The sequence below is a fragment of the Nocardia salmonicida NBRC 13393 genome (assembly GCF_001613085.1).
Taxonomy (GTDB): Bacteria; Actinomycetota; Actinomycetes; order Mycobacteriales; family Mycobacteriaceae; genus Nocardia; species Nocardia salmonicida.
This window is the reverse complement of sequence record NZ_BDBR01000012.1, coordinates 125,108-144,108: the sequence shown is the minus strand read 5'-3', so window position 1 is coordinate 144,108 and position 19,001 is coordinate 125,108. Positions and strand designations below refer to the sequence as shown.

The following is a 19,001-nucleotide window of genomic DNA, read 5'->3' as shown; positions in this document are numbered from 1 at the left end:
CGTTCACAGATCGTTCCACCGGGCCGTCATGCGGACCGCGCGAATCAGTCGCGCGTCAGCTTGCGGTGCGTAACACGGTGTGGGCGAGCGGCTTCGGCGCCCATACGCTCGATCTTGTTCGCCTCGTACGCTTCGAAGTTGCCCTCGAACCAGTACCACTTGGCGTCGTTGTCGTTGTCGCCTTCCCACGCCAGGATGTGGGTGCAGGTGCGATCGAGGAACCACCGGTCGTGGGAGATCACGACGGCGCAGCCGGGGAACTGGTCGAGCGCGTTCTCGAGCGAACCAAGGGTTTCGACGTCGAGGTCGTTGGTCGGTTCGTCGAGCAGGATCAGGTTGCCGCCCTCCTTGAGAGTCAGCGCCAAGTTCAGGCGGTTGCGCTCACCACCGGAGAGCACACCGGCCGGCTTCTGCTGATCCGGCCCCTTGAAGCCGAACGCGCTGACGTAGGCGCGCGAGGGCATCTCCTGGTTGCCGACCTGGATGAAGTCCAGGCCGTCGGAGACGACCTGCCAGACGTTCTTCTTCGGGTCGATGCCTCCGCGGTTCTGGTCGACATAGCTCAGCTTGACCGTCTCGCCGACCTTCACCTCACCGCTGTCGGGCGATTCGAGACCGACGATGGTCTTGAACAACGTCGTCTTACCGACACCGTTGGGTCCGATGACGCCGACGATGCCGTTGCGCGGCAGCGTGAACGACAGATCCTTGATGAGCTGACGATCGCCGTAGCCCTTGTCCAGGTGCGAGACATTGACCACGATGTCACCCAGTCGCGGACCCGCGGGGATCTGGATCTCCTCGAAGTCCAACTTGCGGTGCTGCTCGGCCTCGGCCGCCATCTCCTCGTACCGACCCAGTCGAGCCTTGTTCTTGGCCTGACGGGCCTTGGCGCCGGAGCGGACCCAGGCCAGTTCGTCCTTGAGGCGCTTCTGCAGCTTCTGGTCCTTCTTGCCCTGGACCTCGAGGCGCTGCGCCTTCTTCTCCAGGTAGGTGGAGTAGTTGCCCTCGTAGCCGATCGCGCGACCGCGGTCCAGCTCCAGGATCCACTCGGCGACATTGTCGAGGAAGTACCGGTCGTGGGTGACGGCCAGCACGGCGCCCGGGTAATCGGCGAGGTGCTTCTCGAGCCAGAGCACACTCTCGGCGTCGAGGTGGTTGGTCGGTTCGTCGAGCAGCAGCAGATCGGGCTTGCTCAGCAGCAACTTGCACAGCGCGACACGGCGACGCTCGCCACCGGAGAGGTTGGTGACCGGCTCGTCCGGCGGCGGGCAGCGCAGCGCGTCCATGGCCTGCTCGAGCTGGGAGTCGACATCCCAGGCGTCGGCGTGGTCGAGGAACTCCTGGAGCTTGCCCATCTCGTCCATGAGCTCGTCGGAGTAGTCGGTGGCCATCAGTTCAGCGATCTCGTTGAACCGATCCAGCTTGACCTTGACCTCGCCGAGGCCCTCCTCCACGTTGCCGCGGACGGTCTTCTCCTCGTTCAGGTCCGGTTCCTGCATGAGGATGCCGACCGTCGCGCCCGCGCCGAGGAACGCCTCACCGTTGTTCGGCCGGTCGATTCCCGCCATGATCTTCAGCACGCTGGATTTACCCGCGCCGTTGGGCCCCACCACACCGATCTTGGCGCCGGGAAGGAAGTTCAAGTACACGTCGTCGAGGATGACTTTGTCGCCGTGTGCTTTGCGAACCTTGATCATCTGATAAATGAACTCAGCCATACGCGGAAGCCTATCGGTGGGAGAAACGGGGACGGGATACGGAAGGGTCGAGTGCCGCGGAAACGACCCTCATGCGTCGACCTGCTCGGCACCGTTGGTGCTGGACACCACGTCCGGCGATCGCGCGGGGACAGCATCCGCCACGGTCGTACAGGCTACGGCAACGGCTTCGGTCGACGCATACCCGGTGGCAGCGTCGTCGGCCTCCGATAGGGCAGCGCCGCGGGCGTCGGAAATATTCCGCACCGCCGCGTGCGGCAGCGACCGCATGCCTTCGGCCCGGCGAACAACACTCGCGTGGCATCGCGCCAGATCCGGCCCGACCGCGATCGCGCGCATCTCCAGATCCCGCCGCTCGGTGCCGTCCTTGCCGCGGTACTCGTGCGAGCGGAGTTGCCCGTAGGCGATGACCGGGTCGCCACGGTGCAGCGATCGATCCACCCCTGCCACCAGCCTGCGCCAGCACGAGACCGTGAGATAAAGCGTGCCGCTGTCTGTCCATTCCCCCGTTTCGGCGTCGAGGCGGCGCGAATTGCTCGCCATCCGGAACGTCAGCATCTGCTCGCCGTTCCGGAGATCGCGCCGCATCGGATGGGTGATGACGGTCCCGACCACCGTCGCGTGTGCCTCGTACATCGTGTCCGCCCCCGCTCGAATCCACCGTTGTTGCTCTGACCACCCAACAATGACGTGGCGAACGGGGGTGTGGGAGGCGCCGAGTGAATCTGTGGATGAATCGGGCGTGTGTGGATATCGACCGTGTCAGAGGACGGGAAGCTCGGTATTCGCCCCGCACAGGACCACAATCGGGCGTACGCCGGGCTCCGGCAGGTACACGCCGCTCTGCACAGCGGCCAGCGCGGCGGCGCCTTCGAGCTCGACCACCACGCGGAATTCACGCCACAGGTATTCGCGAGCGGCGCCGACCGCGTCGTCGGCGACCGCGAGAGCGGGCATCTGGTGTCGCCGGGCGATATCGAAGGCGATATCGCCGACCCGGGTCGCGCACAGCAGCTCGGTAGCCCGCGGCGGTACGTCGATATCGACCGGTCTTCCTGCCGCGAGGGCCGCCGACAGCACCGGGATGTGCTCGGATTCGATGCCGACGATCTCCCTGCGCTTGCCCAACGCGGCGCCGAGGCCCGCGATCAGCCCTCCCCCACCGACCGCGGCCAGCACCGGTGGCCTGCCGCGTACCTGTTCTTCCAGCTCCAGCCCGATGACACCGGCGCCGGCCACCACAGCAGGCATGTCGTAGGCGTGCAGATGGTCGGCCCCGCGTTCGGTGGCCAGGGTGAGGGCCCGACGTTGCGCCTCGGCATAGCTCGTTCCGTGCCACAGCACTTCGGCGCCGTGCGCCCACATCGCGGCCACCTTGGTGTGCGGCGCGGACTCCGGCACGACGATCGTGCATTCCTTGCCCAGCTGCGCGGCGGCCAACGCGACCGCTATGCCCGCATTGCCCGCCGAGGCGACAACCACATGGTCGGCGCCGCTCTCGGTGGTCAGCAGGGCATTGAGCGCGCCACGCACCGTGAATGTGCCGCCGTGCTGCAGGAATTCCATTTTCAGTGAGACCGGCACCGGCCCGTTCGGCCCCTCCACACTCGTGTGGAACACCGGCGTCTTTCGCACCCGCCCGGCCAGCCGCCGTCGCGCCGCTCGCACATCGGTGCGCAGCACCCGCTCCGGCTCGGCTCGCTCGGTCGATTCACTCGCCGACACACCGGATCGGCTCACCGGCGGACCTCGCCGTCGCGACGCGCCAGTTCGGCGTACATCGCGTTGTATGCGGTCAGGTCGGCGTCGTTGTCGCGGTCGGCGGCCCGGTCGGTGCGTTTGGCCAGCTTGCTGTCGCTGCGTGACCACTGGATCAGCAGCGCGAGCATCACCACGACCAGCGGAACCTCACCGCTGGCCCAGGCGAAACTGCCGCCGTTGCGCTGATCGGCGAGCAGGTCGATGTTCCAGCCCAGGTCGAGGGTGCGATAGAACCAGTCGCCGAGCACAGTCGTCATGCTCATCAGCGCGATACCGAAGAACGCGTGGAACGGCAGCGTGCCGAACACCATCGCGAGCTTGGTCAGCGGCGCCACCTCGCGCGGCTTGGGGTCGATGCCGATCACCACCCAGTAGAACAGGTAGCCGCTGAGCAGGAAGTGTGTGTTCATCATCAGATGGGCGGCGTGCGAGTCGACGTAGGTGTCGAAGATGCCGCCCAGGTACAGCGCGTAGAACCCGGCGACGAAGATCACCGACGCCACCACGGGCTGGGTGAGGAAGCGTGAGACCGGGTTGTGCACGGCCGCCAGAATCCACTCGCGCGGGCCGGGCACACCGCCGCGCCCGGCGGGTGGGAGCGCGCGCAAGGCCAAGGTCACCGCGCCACCGAGGGCGAGCAGGATCGGCCCGAGCATCGACAGCGCCATATGTGCGCCCATGTGCACGCTGAACATCGCCGGTGAGTAGCGCCCGACCCCCGACGACGTGGCCAGCAACAGCACCAGGCAGCCGCTACACCAGGCGATGGTGCGGCCGACCGGCCAGGCGTCCCCGCGCTTACGCAGTCGATGGACACCGAGCAGGTAGAGCGCGGCGAGCACGATCGCCAAGGTTCCGAAGATCAGGTCGAAGCGCCAGTCGAACAGCAGGCGGCTCACCGTGGGCGGGCCCGCGAGGTTGTAGCCGAGTTCCACTTCGACCGGCGTCGGCACCGTGGTCGGTGGCGGCGGCGGAGTACGGCCGAGGCCGACGGCCAGCCCGATGGTCGCGGCGAAGATCAGCATCTCCACGCCCGCGAAACGGATGAGCGCGCCGCGGTCGCGCGGGTCGGCGACCAGCGCGGGCAGCGAGGCCCGGCGCTGCAGGTAGCCGATGGCGCCGAGCACCAACAGCGCGGCCGCTTTCGCGAGGACGAGTCTGCCGTAGGTGGTGGTGAAGAGGTCCGATACCGGCACTCGCACCCAGGCGTTGACCACGCCGCTGATGCCGATCACCACGATCGAGATGGTCGCGGCCACCGAGAATCGCTGGGCGGCGATATCGGTATTCGCGCCGCCGCGCATCGCGTGCGCCAGGACCGCGATCAGGCCGCCCACCCAGACCGAGGCCGACACCATGTGCAGGATCAGCGAATTGGTCGCCACATCGTGGGACCCGCCGGAGGACGAATGCCCGGTCAGCGCCAGCGGCATCATGGTCACGAACGCGCCGGCCAGCAGCACCGGCGTCCAGCCCCACCGCAGCGCGCAGCGGCAGCCGATCGCCACGATCAGCGCGAACAACACCGTTGTCCGCCAGGCCCCAGCCACCTCGACCTGCGTGATCACCGGCCACAACACTTCGGGTCGCCAGAGGGCGCTCACCGGCTGACCGGTCGTGTCCGACACCGTCAACGGCACCAGCAGCGCAGCACTCGCGGCCCACACCAGCGCGGCGTCCGAGGCCCGCCGAACCGCCCGATATCCACCGACGTCGAGCAGACCCCCGTCCCGAGGGGGCAGCAGAAACGCCGCGAACAACAGGGACCCGACGGTCACCGCGGCGGCCAGATCGGCCACCGCGCGCAACGCGGGCAATCCATATGTTGTCAACGCCCCCGGATCGGGTATACCGAGCAAACTGAGCGCGTGCGCCGCCGACAACCCGACCACGATGGCCGCGACCAACGCGGCGATACAACCGGCCACGACGCTGAGCACACCGAACGACGCCGCCGGACCCGATTCCGCCGGTGGTCCGCCGTCGACGGCGGGTCCCGCGGTGGAGTCCTGCGATAACGACATGACAACGAGGGTAGTTCGGCGTGCCCGGCCACGCCCTCATGGGGCGTCACACCCGAGCCCCCGCTCGACGATCCGGTCAGTCGCTATACTTTTCGAGCTGGACAGCACGGCCGACTTCGGCCAAGGTGGATGCGACTGCCTCCGTAGCTCAGTTGGATAGAGCAAGGGCCTTCTAATCCCTAGGTCGCAGGTTCGATTCCTGCCGGGGGCGCAAAGCGGCCCTGACCTGCATGAACATGGGTCAGGGCCGCCGCAGGTTCCCAGCGCGACGCTCTACCAGCCAGGGACTTTCGTACCAGCGGGTACACATCACGGAAGCGTCCAGAACACCCTTGTCACCAGGTAGAAGAAGAGCGCGGCGAAGGTCAGGAAACCCACCGAACAGGCGAGTCCGACCAGGTCGGTGCGGGGGTCGGGGCGTGGGCCCGATCGCATCCAGAATCCCAGCGCGCGGGTGACGATCGGCATCACCACCCAGGTCAGCAGGCTGACCGACAGGATGTTCCCGACCAACAGGCTGATCCACAGCTGCGCGCCCGGCCAGATCTCGGCGATGACCACGGTCAGGATCACGACCGTCGGATACAGCCCTACCAGGACCGACAGTGCCGTCTTCCACGCCGCAGGACCGCCTTCCTCGCCGGTCTGGCTCGGCGGAAACCACGATCCGTAGGGGTTGGCGATGCGGTGAACCTCGAACTCGCTGAAGTCCGGCGCTTCTTCGAGCAGCGCCTTGCGCTGGGGCGATTCGAGCCAATGGTCGAGGTGCTCGGCCGAGGCGAAGGAATAGATGATCGTCCAGTCACTCTGGACACCGGGAATCGGCCGATGCAGCCCGGATCCGCGAAAGCCTCGAAAGGTTCGCTCGACCTCGGTCACGCGGTCCTGCCAGGCGATGAATTCCGTCTCACGTTCGGGCGCAACGGGATGCGAGACGACGACGGTCACGACTTCTTCGTCCGACTCGTCGATCAGTACATGCTGCGTCGACGGTTGCTCGAACAGCGCCGTTCCTCTCGCGATGAGTTCGTCGCGCGTATCACTGGCGAGCCATCGCTCGAGGTTGATGATGCTGTCGAACCGATACACGACCGACCAGTCGGACTGGGCGTCACCCGGTGGCGTCACCTCGGCGCCGAGGAATCCCGGGAAAGCCGCCGCAGCGTCGTTGACCTCGGCCTGCCACCGTCGGAACTCGACCTCGCGGCCGACTCGAGGCTGCTGCGTGATGACCACCGTCGCCGAGGCTGGCCTCGGCGACGGTGCTGTCGACGCCGCCATGTCAGTACGGGTGCTTATCGGGTTTTTCGGCCCAGGTCTTGTACGCTTCGGCGCCCAGATCCCTGCGGAACTGCTCGATTTTCACGGACCGTTCGGGCAGCGGCCTCGTGAAGTCCTCGTATTGATACGCGTCGTCGAAGCCGATTTCGCTGGTGTCGGCCAGATCGCTCGCGAAATGCACGGCATCGAGTCGCGCCCAATAGATGGCGCTCATACACATGGGACAGGGGGCGCCGCTGATGAATATCTCCATCCCCATCAACATTTTCGCGCGTTCCGGGACCTTGTCGGCCGATCCCTCGGGTCGCGGGACCAATTCGAGCGTCGCCTCGTTCTGGTGCTCCTTGGCGATGGTCGGGGCCTCGCCGTTGAGTACCAGGGCAGCCTTTCGGATGGTTTCTATCTCGGCATGCGCGGTGGCGTCACCAGTGAGCAGCACTCGATTCTGCCCTCGCGCGACGATCTCTCCATCCTTCGCGATGACGGCGCCGAACGGTCCGCCCCAATCGTTGTCGACAGACTCTTTGGCCAGTCTGCAGGCCTCTTCCATGAGTTGATCCGGTGTCATCGGACATTGCACCTCGCAGTGTGGTTCGGACGCGTTCACGTGACGGCTGTTCGATGCCGTCGCGGCTCCGACCACACACTCGAAATTCGGCCTCCGCCGCACATCGAATCTACCTCCGGCCGGACCGCCGCGGAATAGCCGTGAATTAGCGACGCGTTGACGTCGGGTTCTGCCGACTCACCCTTTTCGGGTGAGCCGCGCACGGTGTCGGTGTGTGAATCTGAGCATCGTCCCTCTGGTCACAGAAGTGAGGCCCCGATGCCCGAGAGCCCTGGCTCATGAGTTCGAGCGGCCCGTCGCGAGCGGTGGCCGCCGGATCGGGGGTGGTGCTGCTGGTGCTGGCGTCCGGTCAGTTCCTGATGACGCTGGACACCTCGGTGATGAACGTGTCGATGGCGCAGGTCGCCGAGGACCTCGACACCACCATCACCGGCATTCAGACGGCCATGACCTTGTACACGCTCGTCATGGCGACCTTGATGATCACCGGTGGCAAGGTGGGCACCATCATCGGCCGACGTCGAGCGTTCGCGATCGGTCTCGTCATCTACGGGGCGGGTTCGCTGACCACCTCGTTGGCACCGAGCCTGCCCGTGTTGCTGCTGGGCTGGTCACTGCTGGAAGGCATCGGCGCCGCCTTGATCATGCCCGCGATCGTCGCCCTGGTCGCAGCCAACTTTCCGCCCGAGCGCCGCAGCGCCGCCTACGGCATGGTCGCGGCGGCCGGTGCGATGGCAGTCGCCGCGGGGCCACTGATCGGTGGCGCGGTGACCACATTCGCGTCGTGGCGGTATGTGTTCGCCGGCGAGTCGGTCCTGGTGGTGATCATCCTTCTTGCACTACGCCGGATCAACGACGTCGCGCCGTCGAAGGTCCGGATCGACCTGATCGGTTCCGTGCTCTCCGTACTCAGTCTCGGCATGATCGTCTACGGCGTGCTGCGGTCGAGTGAGTGGGGTTGGGTCCAACCCAAACCCGGCGGCGCCGCTATCGTCGGGCTCTCGCCGGTCGTGTGGCTGCTGCTGAGCGGAATGCTGCTGCTCTATGCCTTCGCGCGCTGGCAGAACCACCTCGCCGATACCGGCGGCGAGCCGTTGGTCGACCCCGCGCTGTTCCGCAATCGGCAGCTCACCGGCGGGCTCACGATGTTCCTCGGCCAGTTCACAGTGCAAGCCGGGGTGTTCTTCACCGTCCCGCTGTTCTTGACCGTTGTCCTGGAACTCAGCGCTCTGCAGACCGGGCTGCGCCTGGTTCCGCTGTCGGTGGCGTTGCTGCTGTCCGCCGTCGGAATACCGAAGATCTGGCCGCGCGCCAACCCTCGCCGCGTCGTCCGGGCCGGAATGGCCGCCATGATCGTCGGCATCCTCTTCCTCGTGGCGGGCATGGATCCAGGCGCCGACGCGGGTGTGGTCGCCATCCCCATGTTGTTGATGGGAGTGGGATTGGGGGCCTTGGCATCCCAGCTCGGCGCGGTCACCGTGTCGGCCGTGCCGAACGAGCAGAGCGCCGAGGTGGGCGGGCTGCAGAACACGGCGTCCAATCTCGGTGCGTCCCTGGGAACGGCGTTGGTCGGATCGGTACTCATCGCGACGCTGAGTACCTCGGTCGTCGCCGGGATCAACGACGACCCCGATGTGCCGCCCTCGGTGAAACAACAAGCCACCACCGAATTGGCCGCAGGCGTCCCCTTCCTGTCCGATACCCAACTGCGGGAGGCGTTGCGCGACAACGCAGTCCCCGAGCCGCAGGCCACCAAAATCCTCGAGGTCAACGAGGAGGCCCGCCTGGATGCACTGCGAGTCGCGTTCTCCCTGACCGCCCTTCTCGCCATCGCGGCACTGTTCGGCACCGGGCGGATCCCCCGGCACCCGCAGGTCGGATCCGCTCCAACGAGTTCGAAGCCGCCTGCTACGGGCGAGTGATCGAAGCACCACGCACGCAAGGCCCACTGTCCGCCATTCAACAGACCAGGAGACTCCGATGAACGTCAGAAACAGCATCTGTGGGATCGCATCGATCGCGGTGGTCGTGCTGATGACCGCGGCGTGCAGCTCCGACGATGACGCATCCGCCCCGGCGGTCACCTCGACCGTCACCTCGACGACGACCGACACCGACCCCATGCGCAGCAGCGTCGCCTCGACGGCGTCCTCGGTCGTCAGCTCCGTGCGCGCCACCGCGCAACAAGCGGTTCAAGACGCGATCAACACGGTCTTGTCCGCCGCGCCGATCACCTTCGACGAAGGCAGTTCCGACCTCGGCGCCGTCGCCGCAGCGACCCTCCAAGCGGTAGCGCTCCCGTTGAAGGGCAACGACACCGAGATCCAGATCACGACCTACGCCCAGGATTCGAATGTCGCCGAGGCCAAAACCCTGGCCGAGGCCCGCGGTGACAACATCGCGGCCGCGCTCGAGGGCGCCGGCGTCGACAAGTCGCGCATCACGGTGAAGTCCGACGCGAATCCCTCCGACCCGGAGGTCGACGCCAACGAGGCCACGATCACGGTGGTCGACAAATAACCGGTCGTCGCCACCACCCGCATATCTCGTCGTGACCTGCACCGATACTGACCACGGTGATGCGATGCCGGGACAGGGTCCGGGGCCGGGTAATCTTTCGCCCCATGTGGATCATCCTTGCCATCTCCGTGGTCAGCTCGGTCGCCATCGCGATCTTGTTCGCGACGGGCTTCCCCAAGGACTGAGCATGTCCCGATAGCCCCGCGCGCGGCGAGCACCTGCGATACGTGCCGTTTCCGTCCTGATTCGGGGCGATCGGCATAGAGTTGACTGATTGTGCGGGGCAATGTGGTGGGGGATGGTGGGCTTGCTTTCGCAGTGCGGCGTCGTCGCAAGCCTGGGGCTTTCCGGGTGTATTGGACGTTGGCGCGGGCGGGGTTCAAGCGGCAGGCGCAATACAAGCTGGCGATGTTCGCCGGGCTGTTCACCAACTGTGTGTTCGGGTTCGTTCGTGCGGCCGTGATGGTCGCGGCGGTGCGTGCCGCCGGTGATTTCGGCGGGTACGACGAGGGAACCATCGGCGCCTATGTGTGGTTGTCGCAGGCGTTGTTGGGCGCCACCCAGTTCATGGGGCCGCAGATCGATCTGGTCGACCGGATCAAGTCCGGTGACGTGGCGATCGATTTCCTGCGCCCGATCGACGTCCAACTCGGCTACCTGGCCACCGATATGGGCCGCGCCGCCTGCACGATCCTGCCGCGTGGGGTGCCGAGCATCGTCATCGGCGCTGCCACCTTCGGCCTGTCGATGCCGAGCACGCCGGTGGCCTATGTACTCGGCCTGATCAGTGTGCTGCTGGCGGTGGCGTTGTCGTTCCTGTGCCTGTTCGCGGTGGCGCTGATCGGATTCTGGGTGGTCGAGATCCGCGGCATCCGGGTGCTGTACCAGATCGTCGGAACGTTCCTGGCCGGGCTTTTCGTCCCGGTGCACATGTTCCCCGACTGGCTGCGTGTCGTGGCCATGGCTACGCCGTTTCCCTCCATCCTGCAGGCCCCGATCGATACGCTGTCAGGGCGGGCCGCTGGGTCGGAGGCCTTGATCATCGTTGCGATACAAGGCTTCTGGGTGCTGGCGATCGGACTGCTCGGCAGGGTGTTGCTGCGGGCGGGACAACGCAGGCTGGAGGTACAGGGTGGCTGAACCGGATTCCGCGCGCGTTGTTGCCGGGACCTGGTTGACTCCCTATCTCGCAGTATTGCGTTCGCGTGTGAAAGCCCAGCAGGTGTACCGACTCTCGTTCGCCACCGAGGTGTTCAGTGCCTTCCTGATCGGGCTGGTGGAGTTCGGTGAGGTGTGGGTGATCTTCCACAACGTCGGCACCCTCGGCGGCCTCGATGTCGACGCGGCGCTGCTGCTGTTCGGGTTGTCCAACACCTCGTTCGCGCTGGCCCAGGTCGCGGTCGGACACCTGGACTCGCTCCCGTCGATGATTCGGATGGGCACCCTCGACGCGTATCACCTTCGCCCGCAACCACTGCTGTTGCAGCTGGTGACCAGTGACATCTCGTTACGCAGACTCGCGCGGGCCGCGGTCGCGGTGATCGTGCTCGGGATCGGGCTGTGGCGCAACGATATCGACTGGGGCATCGCCCCGGTTACCTTGATCGTGATCACCCTGCTCAGTGGAATTGCGCTGTTCTGTGGCCTTTTCGTATGCGCAGCCGGACTACAGTTCTTCTTGATAGACGGTGCCGAGCTCACCAACAGCTTCACCTACGGCGGGTCGTTCGCCGCGATGCAGCCGGCCTCTGTGTTCCCGACACCGCTGAAACTGTTGTTCGGGTTCGCGATTCCCGTCGCGTTCACGGCGTACGTGCCGACCATCGCCCTACTCGGACTGCCGGGGCCGCCGCTGCTGCCCGCGTGGTCGGCGTGGCTCACGCCACTCGCCGCAGCGTGGGTGTGGCTCCTCGCATCGGCGGCATGGCGGATCGGTACGAGGCACTATCAGGGAGGAGGGGGATAGATGATGGACGAGCACGAGAACCAGGAACCGATCATCGACATCGATGACCTCACCCGGCAATTCACCGTCTACCGCAAGAACGGCCGACGCTGGCGCAGACATCGCGACACCATCACCGCCGTCGACCGCATGAGTTTCCGGATCGAACGCGGCTCCGCGGTCGGCTATATCGGCGCCAACGGCGCGGGCAAGTCGACGACCATCAAGATGCTCACCGGCATCCTCGTGCCGACCACCGGAACCGTGCGCACCTGCGGCCTCGAGCCGGTACGTCAGCGAAAGGAACTCGCCTCACGCATCGGGGTCGTGTTCGGGCAGCGTTCGCAACTGTGGTGGGATCTGCCACTGCACGAGTCGTTTTCGATCCTGGCGGCGATCCACCGCCTCGACCCCGATATCGCAGACAAGCGGACCCACGAACTGGTGGAGCAGCTGGAAATGGCCGACACCCTCGACACCCCGGTCCGCCAGCTCTCGCTCGGTCAGCGCATGCGCGCGGAAGTGGCGGCCGCACTGTTGCATTCGCCCGAGTTGGTGATCCTGGATGAGCCGACGATCGGCCTCGATGTGCTGTCCAAACAGCGATTACGTGAGTTCCTGCGCGCCGAACGGATCGAGCGCGGCACCACGCTGCTGCTCACCACCCACGATATGGGCGATATCGAACGACTCTGCGATCGGGTGCTCGTCGTGGATTACGGCAGGTTGGTGTACGACGGTTCACTGACCGGGCTCGGCGCCACCGTCGGCGCCCGCCGGGTACTGGTGGTCGACCTGGCAGCTCCCACACCGGATCTCGACGATCTGCCGTGCGGGGCACAGTTGCTGTCCAGCGAGGCGGGCGGCATGCGCCAGCGCCTGGCCTTCGACGCCGAGAAGACCACCGCGGCGGATTTACTGGCGGCGGTGTCGGACCGGGCGCAGGTGCGCGATCTGTCGATCGAGGAACCCGATATAGAGGACGTTGTCCGCCGGATCTACGAGTCGACCCGCTGAACTCAGCTCGGCCCGTCCGGGTTTCCCGCGTACATGCTCACCTCGCCGCCCTCCCCCAGGAAAGCGTTGACCAGCATGATTCGCTGCGCGCGCAGTTCCTCGTCGGCGGGGGCTCCGGTGGTGATCGAAATCTGCGGGATCGCCGCCCAGTTCACGACGTAGCGCTCGGGTGGGCCGTCGTCGTCGGACAGGCGAGCGAGCCGGAACACCGACACCGCACGACGTTCCATCAGGCCGCGCACGACATCGGCGATGCGCTCCGGGGATTCCAGGGCGAACAGGAACCCGAAGGTCAGCTCAGGCGAGGACACGTAGGCGGGCACAATTATCGAGGTTAGTGCATTCGGCGCCGAAATGATTGCCGGAAATGTGCCCCGGGGTTATCGGGGAGTACTCGCGGGGAGACCCGGCCGTAATGGTGGATAACAATTTCTGCCGACACCCGGGTTTGTCCACCGCACTATTGCGCGTCGCCGCCGGATCGCGCTTTCCTGGGAGGGTCCCGATTTTCCCCGGGCCGTCTTCTCCACCCGCAGCGTCGCGGACATTTGTCGACGTCCGGGCGGGGCTACGCCGGTGCCGGGGAGCGCACCCCAACACCTCCTCCTCGGCCCTGGCGTATCCATGTACACAGCGTTGTCAGGGGCCACCATGCCGATCGATCACGGCCACCGTCTGGACGCCGCACAGTTACCGACACCCTCGGCACTGTTGCGGGCTTTCCTCGGAACCGACCACCCCGACCCGACGCGACACCGCGTTCTCGACGCCGCCCGAGACCTCGCGAGCTGCCACGATCGCCGCCGCCGAGCCCTGGAGCAGGCACGCGACCCCGCCGCGTCGAGCAGCACCGGCGCGGCGTGCGGACGCCTCGTCGACGACATCGACAACGACCGCGTCGCGCTGATCGCCCACATCGACGAGTGGGTCGCCACCCATGTGGAACACCGCGTCGGCGCCTCGCTGCACACCGAGACCCTCGGCGCGGTGATCGACCGGATGGCCGCGAAATGGGTAGCCGCCCAGCAGGCCATGGCCGGACCGGCACCAACGAAGACGACACCACGGCAGCGGGAGGCTCGCACCCATCTGCAATGGTGTCGTCTTGCCGAACTGACCGACGGCTATCGGGATCTGATCACCGATGTCACCGAGCACCGCAGGCGGTTGCCCGTGTGGTGAGGATCAGGCCTGCTCGCCCGTAACCGGGGCCTTGTCGCCTGTAGCCGGGGCTTTGTCGTCGTCAGCCGGGGCTTTGTCGTCCACGACCGACTCCGCGAACGAGGCCCGCGCGCCGAAGTCGTCCGCTACCGGAGCGTCGAGGTCGACGAACTCGGTCTCGGTTTCGACGAAAGCCGCATCCCGCTCGGCATCTCGACGAGCGGCCGCCGCGGCTTCGCGCATCTCGATCACATCGGTGACGAACTCACCGATCTCACGAGCGACCTCGGCGACGGTCCCGGTGATGAGCGAGGCGATTTTGCCGACCCGCTGCGCACCGGAAGCCGTCAAGTCCTGGACCAGATCCTTGTTGCTTTCGAATTTCCCGACCATTTACCCGCTCACAGTGGAGGTTTCCGGCTGATTTCGCATAACGATAACACCGGGCTTGGGGTCACTCTTCGTGAAACGATCGGGCAGCGCGAGCTTGAAGATCTTGCCCCAGACCGAGCCGATCTGCTTGGAGAAACGACCGGTGTTGTAAGGCAGCCCGTACTTCTCGGCCAGCGCCTTCACCTCGGGCGCGATTTCCGGGTACCGGTTGGCCGGGATATCGGGGAACAGGTGATGCTCGATCTGGTGCGAGAGATTGCCCGACATGATGTGGAACAGCCGCGAGCCGGTGATGTTGGCCGAACCGAGCATCTGGCGCACGTACCACTCACCGCGGGTCTCGACCTCGGTCTCCTCCTTGGAGAACGTCTGTACGCCCGAGGGGAAGTGACCGCAGAAGATGATCGAGTAGGTCCACACGTTGCGCACCAGGTTGGCCGCCACGTTGCCCGCCAGGGTGGAGACGAACAGCGGGCCGGTCAGCGCCGGGAACATCACGTAGTCCTTGAGGACCTGCTTGCCGGCCTTCTTACCCTGCCCCTTGAGCAGCGGCTTGATGTCGGACCACTTGCGCTTGCCCTTGATGATGTTGTCGGCCTCGAGATCGTGCAGCATCACGCCCCACTCGAAGAACGTCATCAGCAGGAAGGCGTAGAGCGGGTTGCCCAGGTAGTAGGGGTTCCACTTCTGCGCCTCGTCGATGCGCAGGACGCCGTAACCGATGTCGCGGTCCATATCGACGATGTTGGTGTAGGTGTGGTGCATGTAGTTGTGCGAGTGCTTCCACTGGTCGGCCGGGCAGACCGTGTCCCAGTCGAATTCGCGGGAGTTGATGCCGCGCTCACGCATCCAGTCGTACTGACCGTGCATGACGTTGTGGCCGATCTCCATGTTGTCGAGGATCTTCGACACACCGAGCGCGGCGACGCCGGCCAGCCAGAACGGCGGCAGGAAGCCCAGGTACATCAGACCGCGGCCGGCGATCTCGAAGCCACGCTGGGTCTTGATGATGTTGTAGATGTAGTCACGGTCGCGTTCGCCGAGGTCGTCGACGACGCGGGCGCGCAGCGCGTCGAGCGCGGCGCCGAGCTCTTCGACCTGATCCGGGCTCAGGATGACCGGACCGTCTTTGCCTTCGGTGAGGATCGTCATGGCTGTATCTCCCCTTGTTGGTTCTGGGTATCGGTTGTCTAGAGCGCGATGTCGACGTCGCCGACAGGGGCGTTGATGCAGATCTGGATGGGCTTGTCGGGGTCGGCGTCGAGCTCGCCGGTACGGACGTTGCGGGTGCAGCCGGAGACCTTGGTCGCGGTGCAGGAGAAGCAGATCCCCATGCGGCAGCCGTATTCCGGGGTCAGGCCGGATGCTTCGGCCTGCTCGAGCAGCGTTGCTCCGGTGTTGTCGGCGGCGACGTCGCTGCCGGAGAAGGTGACGGTGCCGGTGGCCTCGGACGGATCGGTCGGGACCGTGGTGAGCGTGAATTCCTCACTGAGCACCCGGTCTTCGAGACCCTCGGCTTCGAAGATCGTCTTGACCGCCCGCATCAGCGGCGGCGGCCCGCACACGAAGGTCTGCGCGTCGGCGTACCAGGGTGCGACCCGCTCGAGCTCCTCGTAGTCGAAGAAACCACTGCCGGTGGAGGTTTCACCGTCGATCACCGTGCCCGGCTCGACCGGGTAGCGGTACTCGATACGAAAGTTGGCGCGACGCTGCGCGATGGAGGACAACTCCGCCCGGTGCGGCACCATCTCGGGCTGACGGGCGTAGTGCAGGAAGGTGACCTGCCCGGTGTAGCCCTCGGCGTCGAGGGTCCGCAACATCGACAGTACCGGCGTGATGCCGCTGCCGCCGCTGACCAGCAGCACCCTGTCGGGCCGCTGCTGCGGTAGGTGGAACACACCGGATGCGGGCGCCAGATCGACGACCATGCCGGGCTTGGCATTGGCGTGCAGGTAGTTCGACACCAGCCCGCCCGGGTGCGCCTTGACGGTGAGCTGCAGGTAGCGCTCGCCCCGGCTCTCGGGGTCGATCGGCGAGTAGCAGCGGGTGTGGCGCACGCCGTTGATCGAGACGCCGATCTGCACGTACTGACCGGCGGCATGGCCGCGCCACTGCCGCGAGGCGCGCAGGGTGAGGGTCACCGAGCCCGGCACCGCGTGCGAGACATGGGTGACTTCGGCGCGCAGCTCCCGGGCGGTGAGCCCGGGGTTGACGAGTTCCAGGTACCGGTCCAGCGGGTGCGGCGTCGTCAACGTCTGCACCAGGTCGATCAGTCCCACCATGTCGCGTTGCCCCTTCGAGAAGTCCTTCGACGTGCGGCTCCAAATTTCAGTGCACGTCTGTACACTCACCAGTGTGCCCGATGACCCCGGGCCACTGTCAACCGGCAATAATGTGAGGCGGACAACATAATGACAAAGGCCGCTATGGTGAACGGATGTATGCTCACCGATGTGACTGAGCAGGCAGGAACCCGCAACGAGCGCAAAGCGCATACCCGGGCAGCCCTCCTCGACGGCACCTTGGCCTTGGCCTCGGAGCGCGGATTCGCGGCATTGAGCCTGCGTGAGATCGCCCGTTCGGCCGGCATCGTGCCGACGGCCTTCTACCGCCACTTCGCCTCGCTCGACGACCTGGGCGCGACGATCGTCGATGAGGGTGTCACCGCATTGCGTTTGGCATTGCGAGAGGTCAGGCGTAAGCCCGACGCCCATCTGGCCGATACGGTCCGCTTCGTCTTCGAGCAGGTCCGCGTCAAACGCGCACTGTTCGGTTTCCTCATTCGCGAGCGTCACGGTGGGCCTGCCCCACTGCGTCAGGCGATCGCGATGGAGATGCAGCTGATCGTGCGCGAGATCGTCGCCGATCTCTCTCGCCTGCGCGCGCTGGATTCGTGGAGCACCACCGAGCTGGAGATCGCCGCAGATCTGCTCGTTACCACTGTTACCGACGGTATTGCCGCTTTCGTCGCGTCCACCTCCCGTGAGGAATCGGCGATCGTGGAGCGCACCGTCATGCAGATGCGCCTGATCGCGTTGGGCATCGCGGGCTGGGTACCCAAAAACGCGGACTGAACTCAGAGCACGGGCGTTCACACAACGCGGCGGCACCCCGCCGGTGATACGTCACATATCGGCGGATACCGTGCGCGACGGCGCGTGTACCGGGAGCAGGACCAGCAGACCCACCGCCAGCACGACCAGAAGTCCGGCGATTCCGGCGCGGTCGCTGTGGAAGACGGAGACGAAAACGCCGAACAGGGCGGGCGCCAGGAACGACACGGCCCGACCGGTCGTGGTGTACAGGCCGAACAACTGACCCTCCCGTCCCGGCGGCGCCAGGCGCGCCAGGAACGACCGAGCCGAGGACTGCGCGGGACCGACGAACACGGTGAGCGCGAGCCCGAAGATCCAGAACATCGTCGAGCCCGACACCAGCAGCAGCGCGACGCCGCAGACGAGCATCCCGACCAGCGACGACACGATCACCCGCTTGGGCCCGATCCGGTCGTCGAACCGTCCGGCCACCACCGCGGCCAGCCCGGCCACGACATTCGCGGCGATCCCGAACAGCAGCACATCGGCATCGGCGAACCCGTACACCGTCACCGCGAGCACCCCGCCGAAGGTGAACACGCCCGCCAGACCGTCCCGGAACACCGCACTGGCCAGCAGGAAGTACACCGTGTGCCGATCCTGGGCCCACAGTTCCCGCACGTCACGCCACAACACCCGGTAGGAACCGAGGAAGCCGACCTTCGCCGCCCCCGGGTCGGCGCCGGTGCGTGGCATCTCGGGTACCGCGAACAGCACCGGCAGCGCGAACACGGTGAACCACACGGCCGCGAGCACGATGACGAGGCGGACATTGAGTCCCTGATCGGTGGGCATCGCGAGCAGTCCGCGGGTGTCACCGTCACCGGCGAGGAATCCCACATAGCAGATCAGCAGCAGCACGATGCCGCCGAAATAGCCCATCGCCCAACCCAATCCGGAGACCCGGCCGACCGTGGCCGGTGTCGACACCTGCCGCATCATCGCGTTGTAGGGCACGCCGGCGAGCTCGAAGGTGGCCGAGGCGAACGCGAGCAGCGCCAGACCGAGCCAGAGATCGTTGTAGTCGTCGCGGACGAAGAACATCAGCGACATCGCGCCGACCGTCAGCGCCGTCAAGGTCGCCAAGGCCCGTTTACGCGAGCCGACCGCGTCGAAGTACTGCCCGCAGACCGGTGCCGTCAGCGCGACGACCAACCCGGCCCCCGCCAGCGCCCAGCCCAGCCACGCACTCGCCGGTGTCGTGCCCGGCAGATCCTTGCCCACCTTGTCGGTGAGATACACCGAGAACACGAAGGTCAGCGTCACGGCCTGGAACGCCGACGACCCCCAGTCCCACAACCCCCACGCCAGTACCTGCCCGCGTCCGGCCGCCTCGCCGACGGTCTCGGCCGCGTTCACCTCGGTCATAGGCCGAAGACTATCGGCGAACGAACATCCACGCCGCCTATAACGCGTGCACCCGTGTTTCCGCCGATGCGGTCACCGCCCCACGCCGTCTACCGCATCGGCGCCGTCAACTCATATGAACCTGGTTGCATAGTACCCAGCGTTCCG

18 protein-coding genes and 1 tRNA gene are annotated in these 19,001 nt (G+C 66.1%); 8 read left to right on the top strand and 11 right to left on the bottom strand.

The annotated features are described in order from the left end of the window. Window positions 1–44: 44 nt before the first annotated feature. The 4 genes from ettA to NS1_RS15065 all read right to left on the bottom strand — a co-directional run bounded on the left by ettA (window position 45) and on the right by NS1_RS15065 (window position 5,506). Window positions 45–1,721 (bottom strand): energy-dependent translational throttle protein EttA, encoded by a 1,677-nt coding sequence (ettA, locus tag NS1_RS15080; RefSeq protein WP_056821564.1) that lies wholly within the window; start codon window positions 1,719–1,721, stop codon window positions 45–47. Window positions 1,722–1,790: 69 nt separating this feature from the next. Beyond that, window positions 1,791–2,357 (bottom strand): single-stranded DNA-binding protein, encoded by a 567-nt coding sequence (locus NS1_RS39040; RefSeq protein WP_084503738.1) that lies wholly within the window; start codon window positions 2,355–2,357, stop codon window positions 1,791–1,793. 126 nt (window positions 2,358–2,483) lie between these two features. Continuing rightward, on the bottom strand, window positions 2,484–3,461 hold the full coding sequence (locus tag NS1_RS15070; RefSeq protein WP_255284538.1) for a serine/threonine dehydratase: 978 nt from the start codon (window positions 3,459–3,461) through the stop codon (window positions 2,484–2,486). Further along, a complete protein-coding gene (locus tag NS1_RS15065) occupies window positions 3,458–5,506 on the bottom strand; it encodes a bifunctional copper resistance protein CopD/cytochrome c oxidase assembly protein (RefSeq protein WP_062985179.1) in 2,049 nt (682 codons plus the stop codon). The genes NS1_RS15070 and NS1_RS15065 overlap by 4 nt, the downstream gene beginning before the upstream one ends. Window positions 5,507–5,643: 137 nt before the next feature. On the opposite strand from NS1_RS15065, the gene NS1_RS15060 reads away from it, so the two are divergent. Continuing rightward, window positions 5,644–5,717 (top strand) — tRNA-Arg (locus NS1_RS15060). A gap of 98 nt (window positions 5,718–5,815) precedes the next feature. Here the strand turns inward: NS1_RS15060 and NS1_RS15055 are convergent. Further along, on the bottom strand, window positions 5,816–6,742 hold the full coding sequence (locus NS1_RS15055; RefSeq protein WP_255284537.1) for an antibiotic biosynthesis monooxygenase: 927 nt from the start codon (window positions 6,740–6,742) through the stop codon (window positions 5,816–5,818). 46 nt (window positions 6,743–6,788) lie between these two features. Next, window positions 6,789–7,355 carry a nucleoside deaminase gene (locus NS1_RS15050; protein WP_062985340.1) on the bottom strand — a complete coding sequence of 189 codons (567 nt, stop codon included), beginning with the start codon at window positions 7,353–7,355 and terminating at the stop codon, window positions 6,789–6,791. A gap of 278 nt (window positions 7,356–7,633) precedes the next feature. Between NS1_RS15050 and NS1_RS15045 the strand changes: the two genes are divergently transcribed. The 5 genes from NS1_RS15045 to NS1_RS15025 all read left to right on the top strand — a co-directional run bounded on the left by NS1_RS15045 (window position 7,634) and on the right by NS1_RS15025 (window position 12,837). Next, window positions 7,634–9,277 (top strand): MFS transporter, encoded by a 1,644-nt coding sequence (locus NS1_RS15045; RefSeq protein ID WP_062985175.1) that lies wholly within the window; start codon window positions 7,634–7,636, stop codon window positions 9,275–9,277. A gap of 58 nt (window positions 9,278–9,335) precedes the next feature. Then, window positions 9,336–9,875 (top strand): OmpA family protein, encoded by a 540-nt coding sequence (locus NS1_RS15040; RefSeq protein ID WP_062985173.1) that lies wholly within the window; start codon window positions 9,336–9,338, stop codon window positions 9,873–9,875. A gap of 351 nt (window positions 9,876–10,226) precedes the next feature. After that, window positions 10,227–11,015: an ABC transporter permease gene (locus NS1_RS15035; RefSeq protein WP_063816149.1), complete on the top strand. Its 789-nt coding sequence runs from the start codon at window positions 10,227–10,229 to the stop codon at window positions 11,013–11,015. Beyond that, window positions 11,008–11,841 carry an ABC transporter permease gene (locus tag NS1_RS15030; protein WP_056821572.1) on the top strand — a complete coding sequence of 278 codons (834 nt, stop codon included), beginning with the start codon at window positions 11,008–11,010 and terminating at the stop codon, window positions 11,839–11,841. Before NS1_RS15035 ends, NS1_RS15030 begins: the two co-directional genes overlap by 8 nt. Window positions 11,842–11,844: 3 nt before the next feature. Then, on the top strand, window positions 11,845–12,837 hold the full coding sequence (locus NS1_RS15025; RefSeq protein WP_062985337.1) for an ABC transporter ATP-binding protein: 993 nt from the start codon (window positions 11,845–11,847) through the stop codon (window positions 12,835–12,837). A gap of 2 nt (window positions 12,838–12,839) precedes the next feature. Here NS1_RS15025 and NS1_RS15020 read toward each other — a convergent pair whose 3' ends face one another. Next, complete coding sequence (locus tag NS1_RS15020) at window positions 12,840–13,160, bottom strand: hypothetical protein (protein WP_062985169.1); 321 nt, start codon at window positions 13,158–13,160, stop codon at window positions 12,840–12,842. 328 nt (window positions 13,161–13,488) lie between these two features. On the opposite strand from NS1_RS15020, the gene NS1_RS15015 reads away from it, so the two are divergent. Next, on the top strand, window positions 13,489–14,019 hold the full coding sequence (locus tag NS1_RS15015) for a DUF4254 domain-containing protein (protein ID WP_056821874.1): 531 nt from the start codon (window positions 13,489–13,491) through the stop codon (window positions 14,017–14,019). Between the two features lie 3 nt (window positions 14,020–14,022). Here NS1_RS15015 and NS1_RS15010 read toward each other — a convergent pair whose 3' ends face one another. Genes NS1_RS15010 through NS1_RS15000 form a run of 3 tightly spaced genes read right to left on the bottom strand, consistent with a single transcriptional unit; the run spans window position 14,023 to window position 16,673 of the window. Continuing rightward, window positions 14,023–14,391: a hypothetical protein gene (locus NS1_RS15010; protein WP_062985167.1), complete on the bottom strand. Its 369-nt coding sequence runs from the start codon at window positions 14,389–14,391 to the stop codon at window positions 14,023–14,025. Beyond that, window positions 14,392–15,543: a fatty acid desaturase family protein gene (locus NS1_RS15005; RefSeq protein WP_062985165.1), complete on the bottom strand. Its 1,152-nt coding sequence runs from the start codon at window positions 15,541–15,543 to the stop codon at window positions 14,392–14,394. It lies immediately after the preceding gene. A gap of 38 nt (window positions 15,544–15,581) precedes the next feature. Next, entirely contained in the window at window positions 15,582–16,673 is a 1,092-nt protein-coding gene (locus tag NS1_RS15000; RefSeq protein WP_062985163.1) for a ferredoxin reductase, read from the bottom strand. A gap of 144 nt (window positions 16,674–16,817) precedes the next feature. Between NS1_RS15000 and NS1_RS14995 the strand changes: the two genes are divergently transcribed. Then, window positions 16,818–17,465 carry a TetR family transcriptional regulator gene (locus tag NS1_RS14995; RefSeq protein ID WP_056821578.1) on the top strand — a complete coding sequence of 216 codons (648 nt, stop codon included), beginning with the start codon at window positions 16,818–16,820 and terminating at the stop codon, window positions 17,463–17,465. A gap of 51 nt (window positions 17,466–17,516) precedes the next feature. On the opposite strand, the gene NS1_RS14990 is transcribed toward NS1_RS14995, so the two are convergent. Continuing rightward, the gene (locus tag NS1_RS14990) at window positions 17,517–18,854 is read right to left on the bottom strand and encodes an MFS transporter (RefSeq protein WP_062985161.1); all 1,338 of its coding nucleotides are present in this window, start codon (window positions 18,852–18,854) and stop codon (window positions 17,517–17,519) included. Between the last annotated feature and the right edge of the window lie 147 nt (window positions 18,855–19,001).

What these genes read in the sequence shown, in the direction of transcription:
- NS1_RS15065 (WP_062985179.1), bottom strand. Translation starts at nt 5,506, where the DNA reads ATGTCGTTATCGCAGGACTCCACCGCGGGACCCGCCGTCGACGGCGGA.
- NS1_RS15000 (WP_062985163.1), bottom strand. Translation starts at nt 16,673, where the DNA reads ATGGTGGGACTGATCGACCTGGTGCAGACGTTGACGACGCCGCACCCG.
- ettA (WP_056821564.1), bottom strand. Translation starts at nt 1,721, where the DNA reads ATGGCTGAGTTCATTTATCAGATGATCAAGGTTCGCAAAGCACACGGC.
- NS1_RS14995 (WP_056821578.1), top strand. Translation starts at nt 16,818, where the DNA reads ATGGTGAACGGATGTATGCTCACCGATGTGACTGAGCAGGCAGGAACC.
- NS1_RS14990 (WP_062985161.1), bottom strand. Translation starts at nt 18,854, where the DNA reads ATGACCGAGGTGAACGCGGCCGAGACCGTCGGCGAGGCGGCCGGACGC.
- NS1_RS15015 (WP_056821874.1), top strand. Translation starts at nt 13,489, where the DNA reads ATGCCGATCGATCACGGCCACCGTCTGGACGCCGCACAGTTACCGACA.
- NS1_RS15040 (WP_062985173.1), top strand. Translation starts at nt 9,336, where the DNA reads ATGAACGTCAGAAACAGCATCTGTGGGATCGCATCGATCGCGGTGGTC.
- NS1_RS15025 (WP_062985337.1), top strand. Translation starts at nt 11,845, where the DNA reads ATGGACGAGCACGAGAACCAGGAACCGATCATCGACATCGATGACCTC.
- NS1_RS15050 (WP_062985340.1), bottom strand. Translation starts at nt 7,355, where the DNA reads ATGACACCGGATCAACTCATGGAAGAGGCCTGCAGACTGGCCAAAGAG.
- NS1_RS39040 (WP_084503738.1), bottom strand. Translation starts at nt 2,357, where the DNA reads ATGTACGAGGCACACGCGACGGTGGTCGGGACCGTCATCACCCATCCG.
- NS1_RS15005 (WP_062985165.1), bottom strand. Translation starts at nt 15,543, where the DNA reads ATGACGATCCTCACCGAAGGCAAAGACGGTCCGGTCATCCTGAGCCCG.
- NS1_RS15010 (WP_062985167.1), bottom strand. Translation starts at nt 14,391, where the DNA reads ATGGTCGGGAAATTCGAAAGCAACAAGGATCTGGTCCAGGACTTGACG.
- NS1_RS15045 (WP_062985175.1), top strand. Translation starts at nt 7,634, where the DNA reads ATGAGTTCGAGCGGCCCGTCGCGAGCGGTGGCCGCCGGATCGGGGGTG.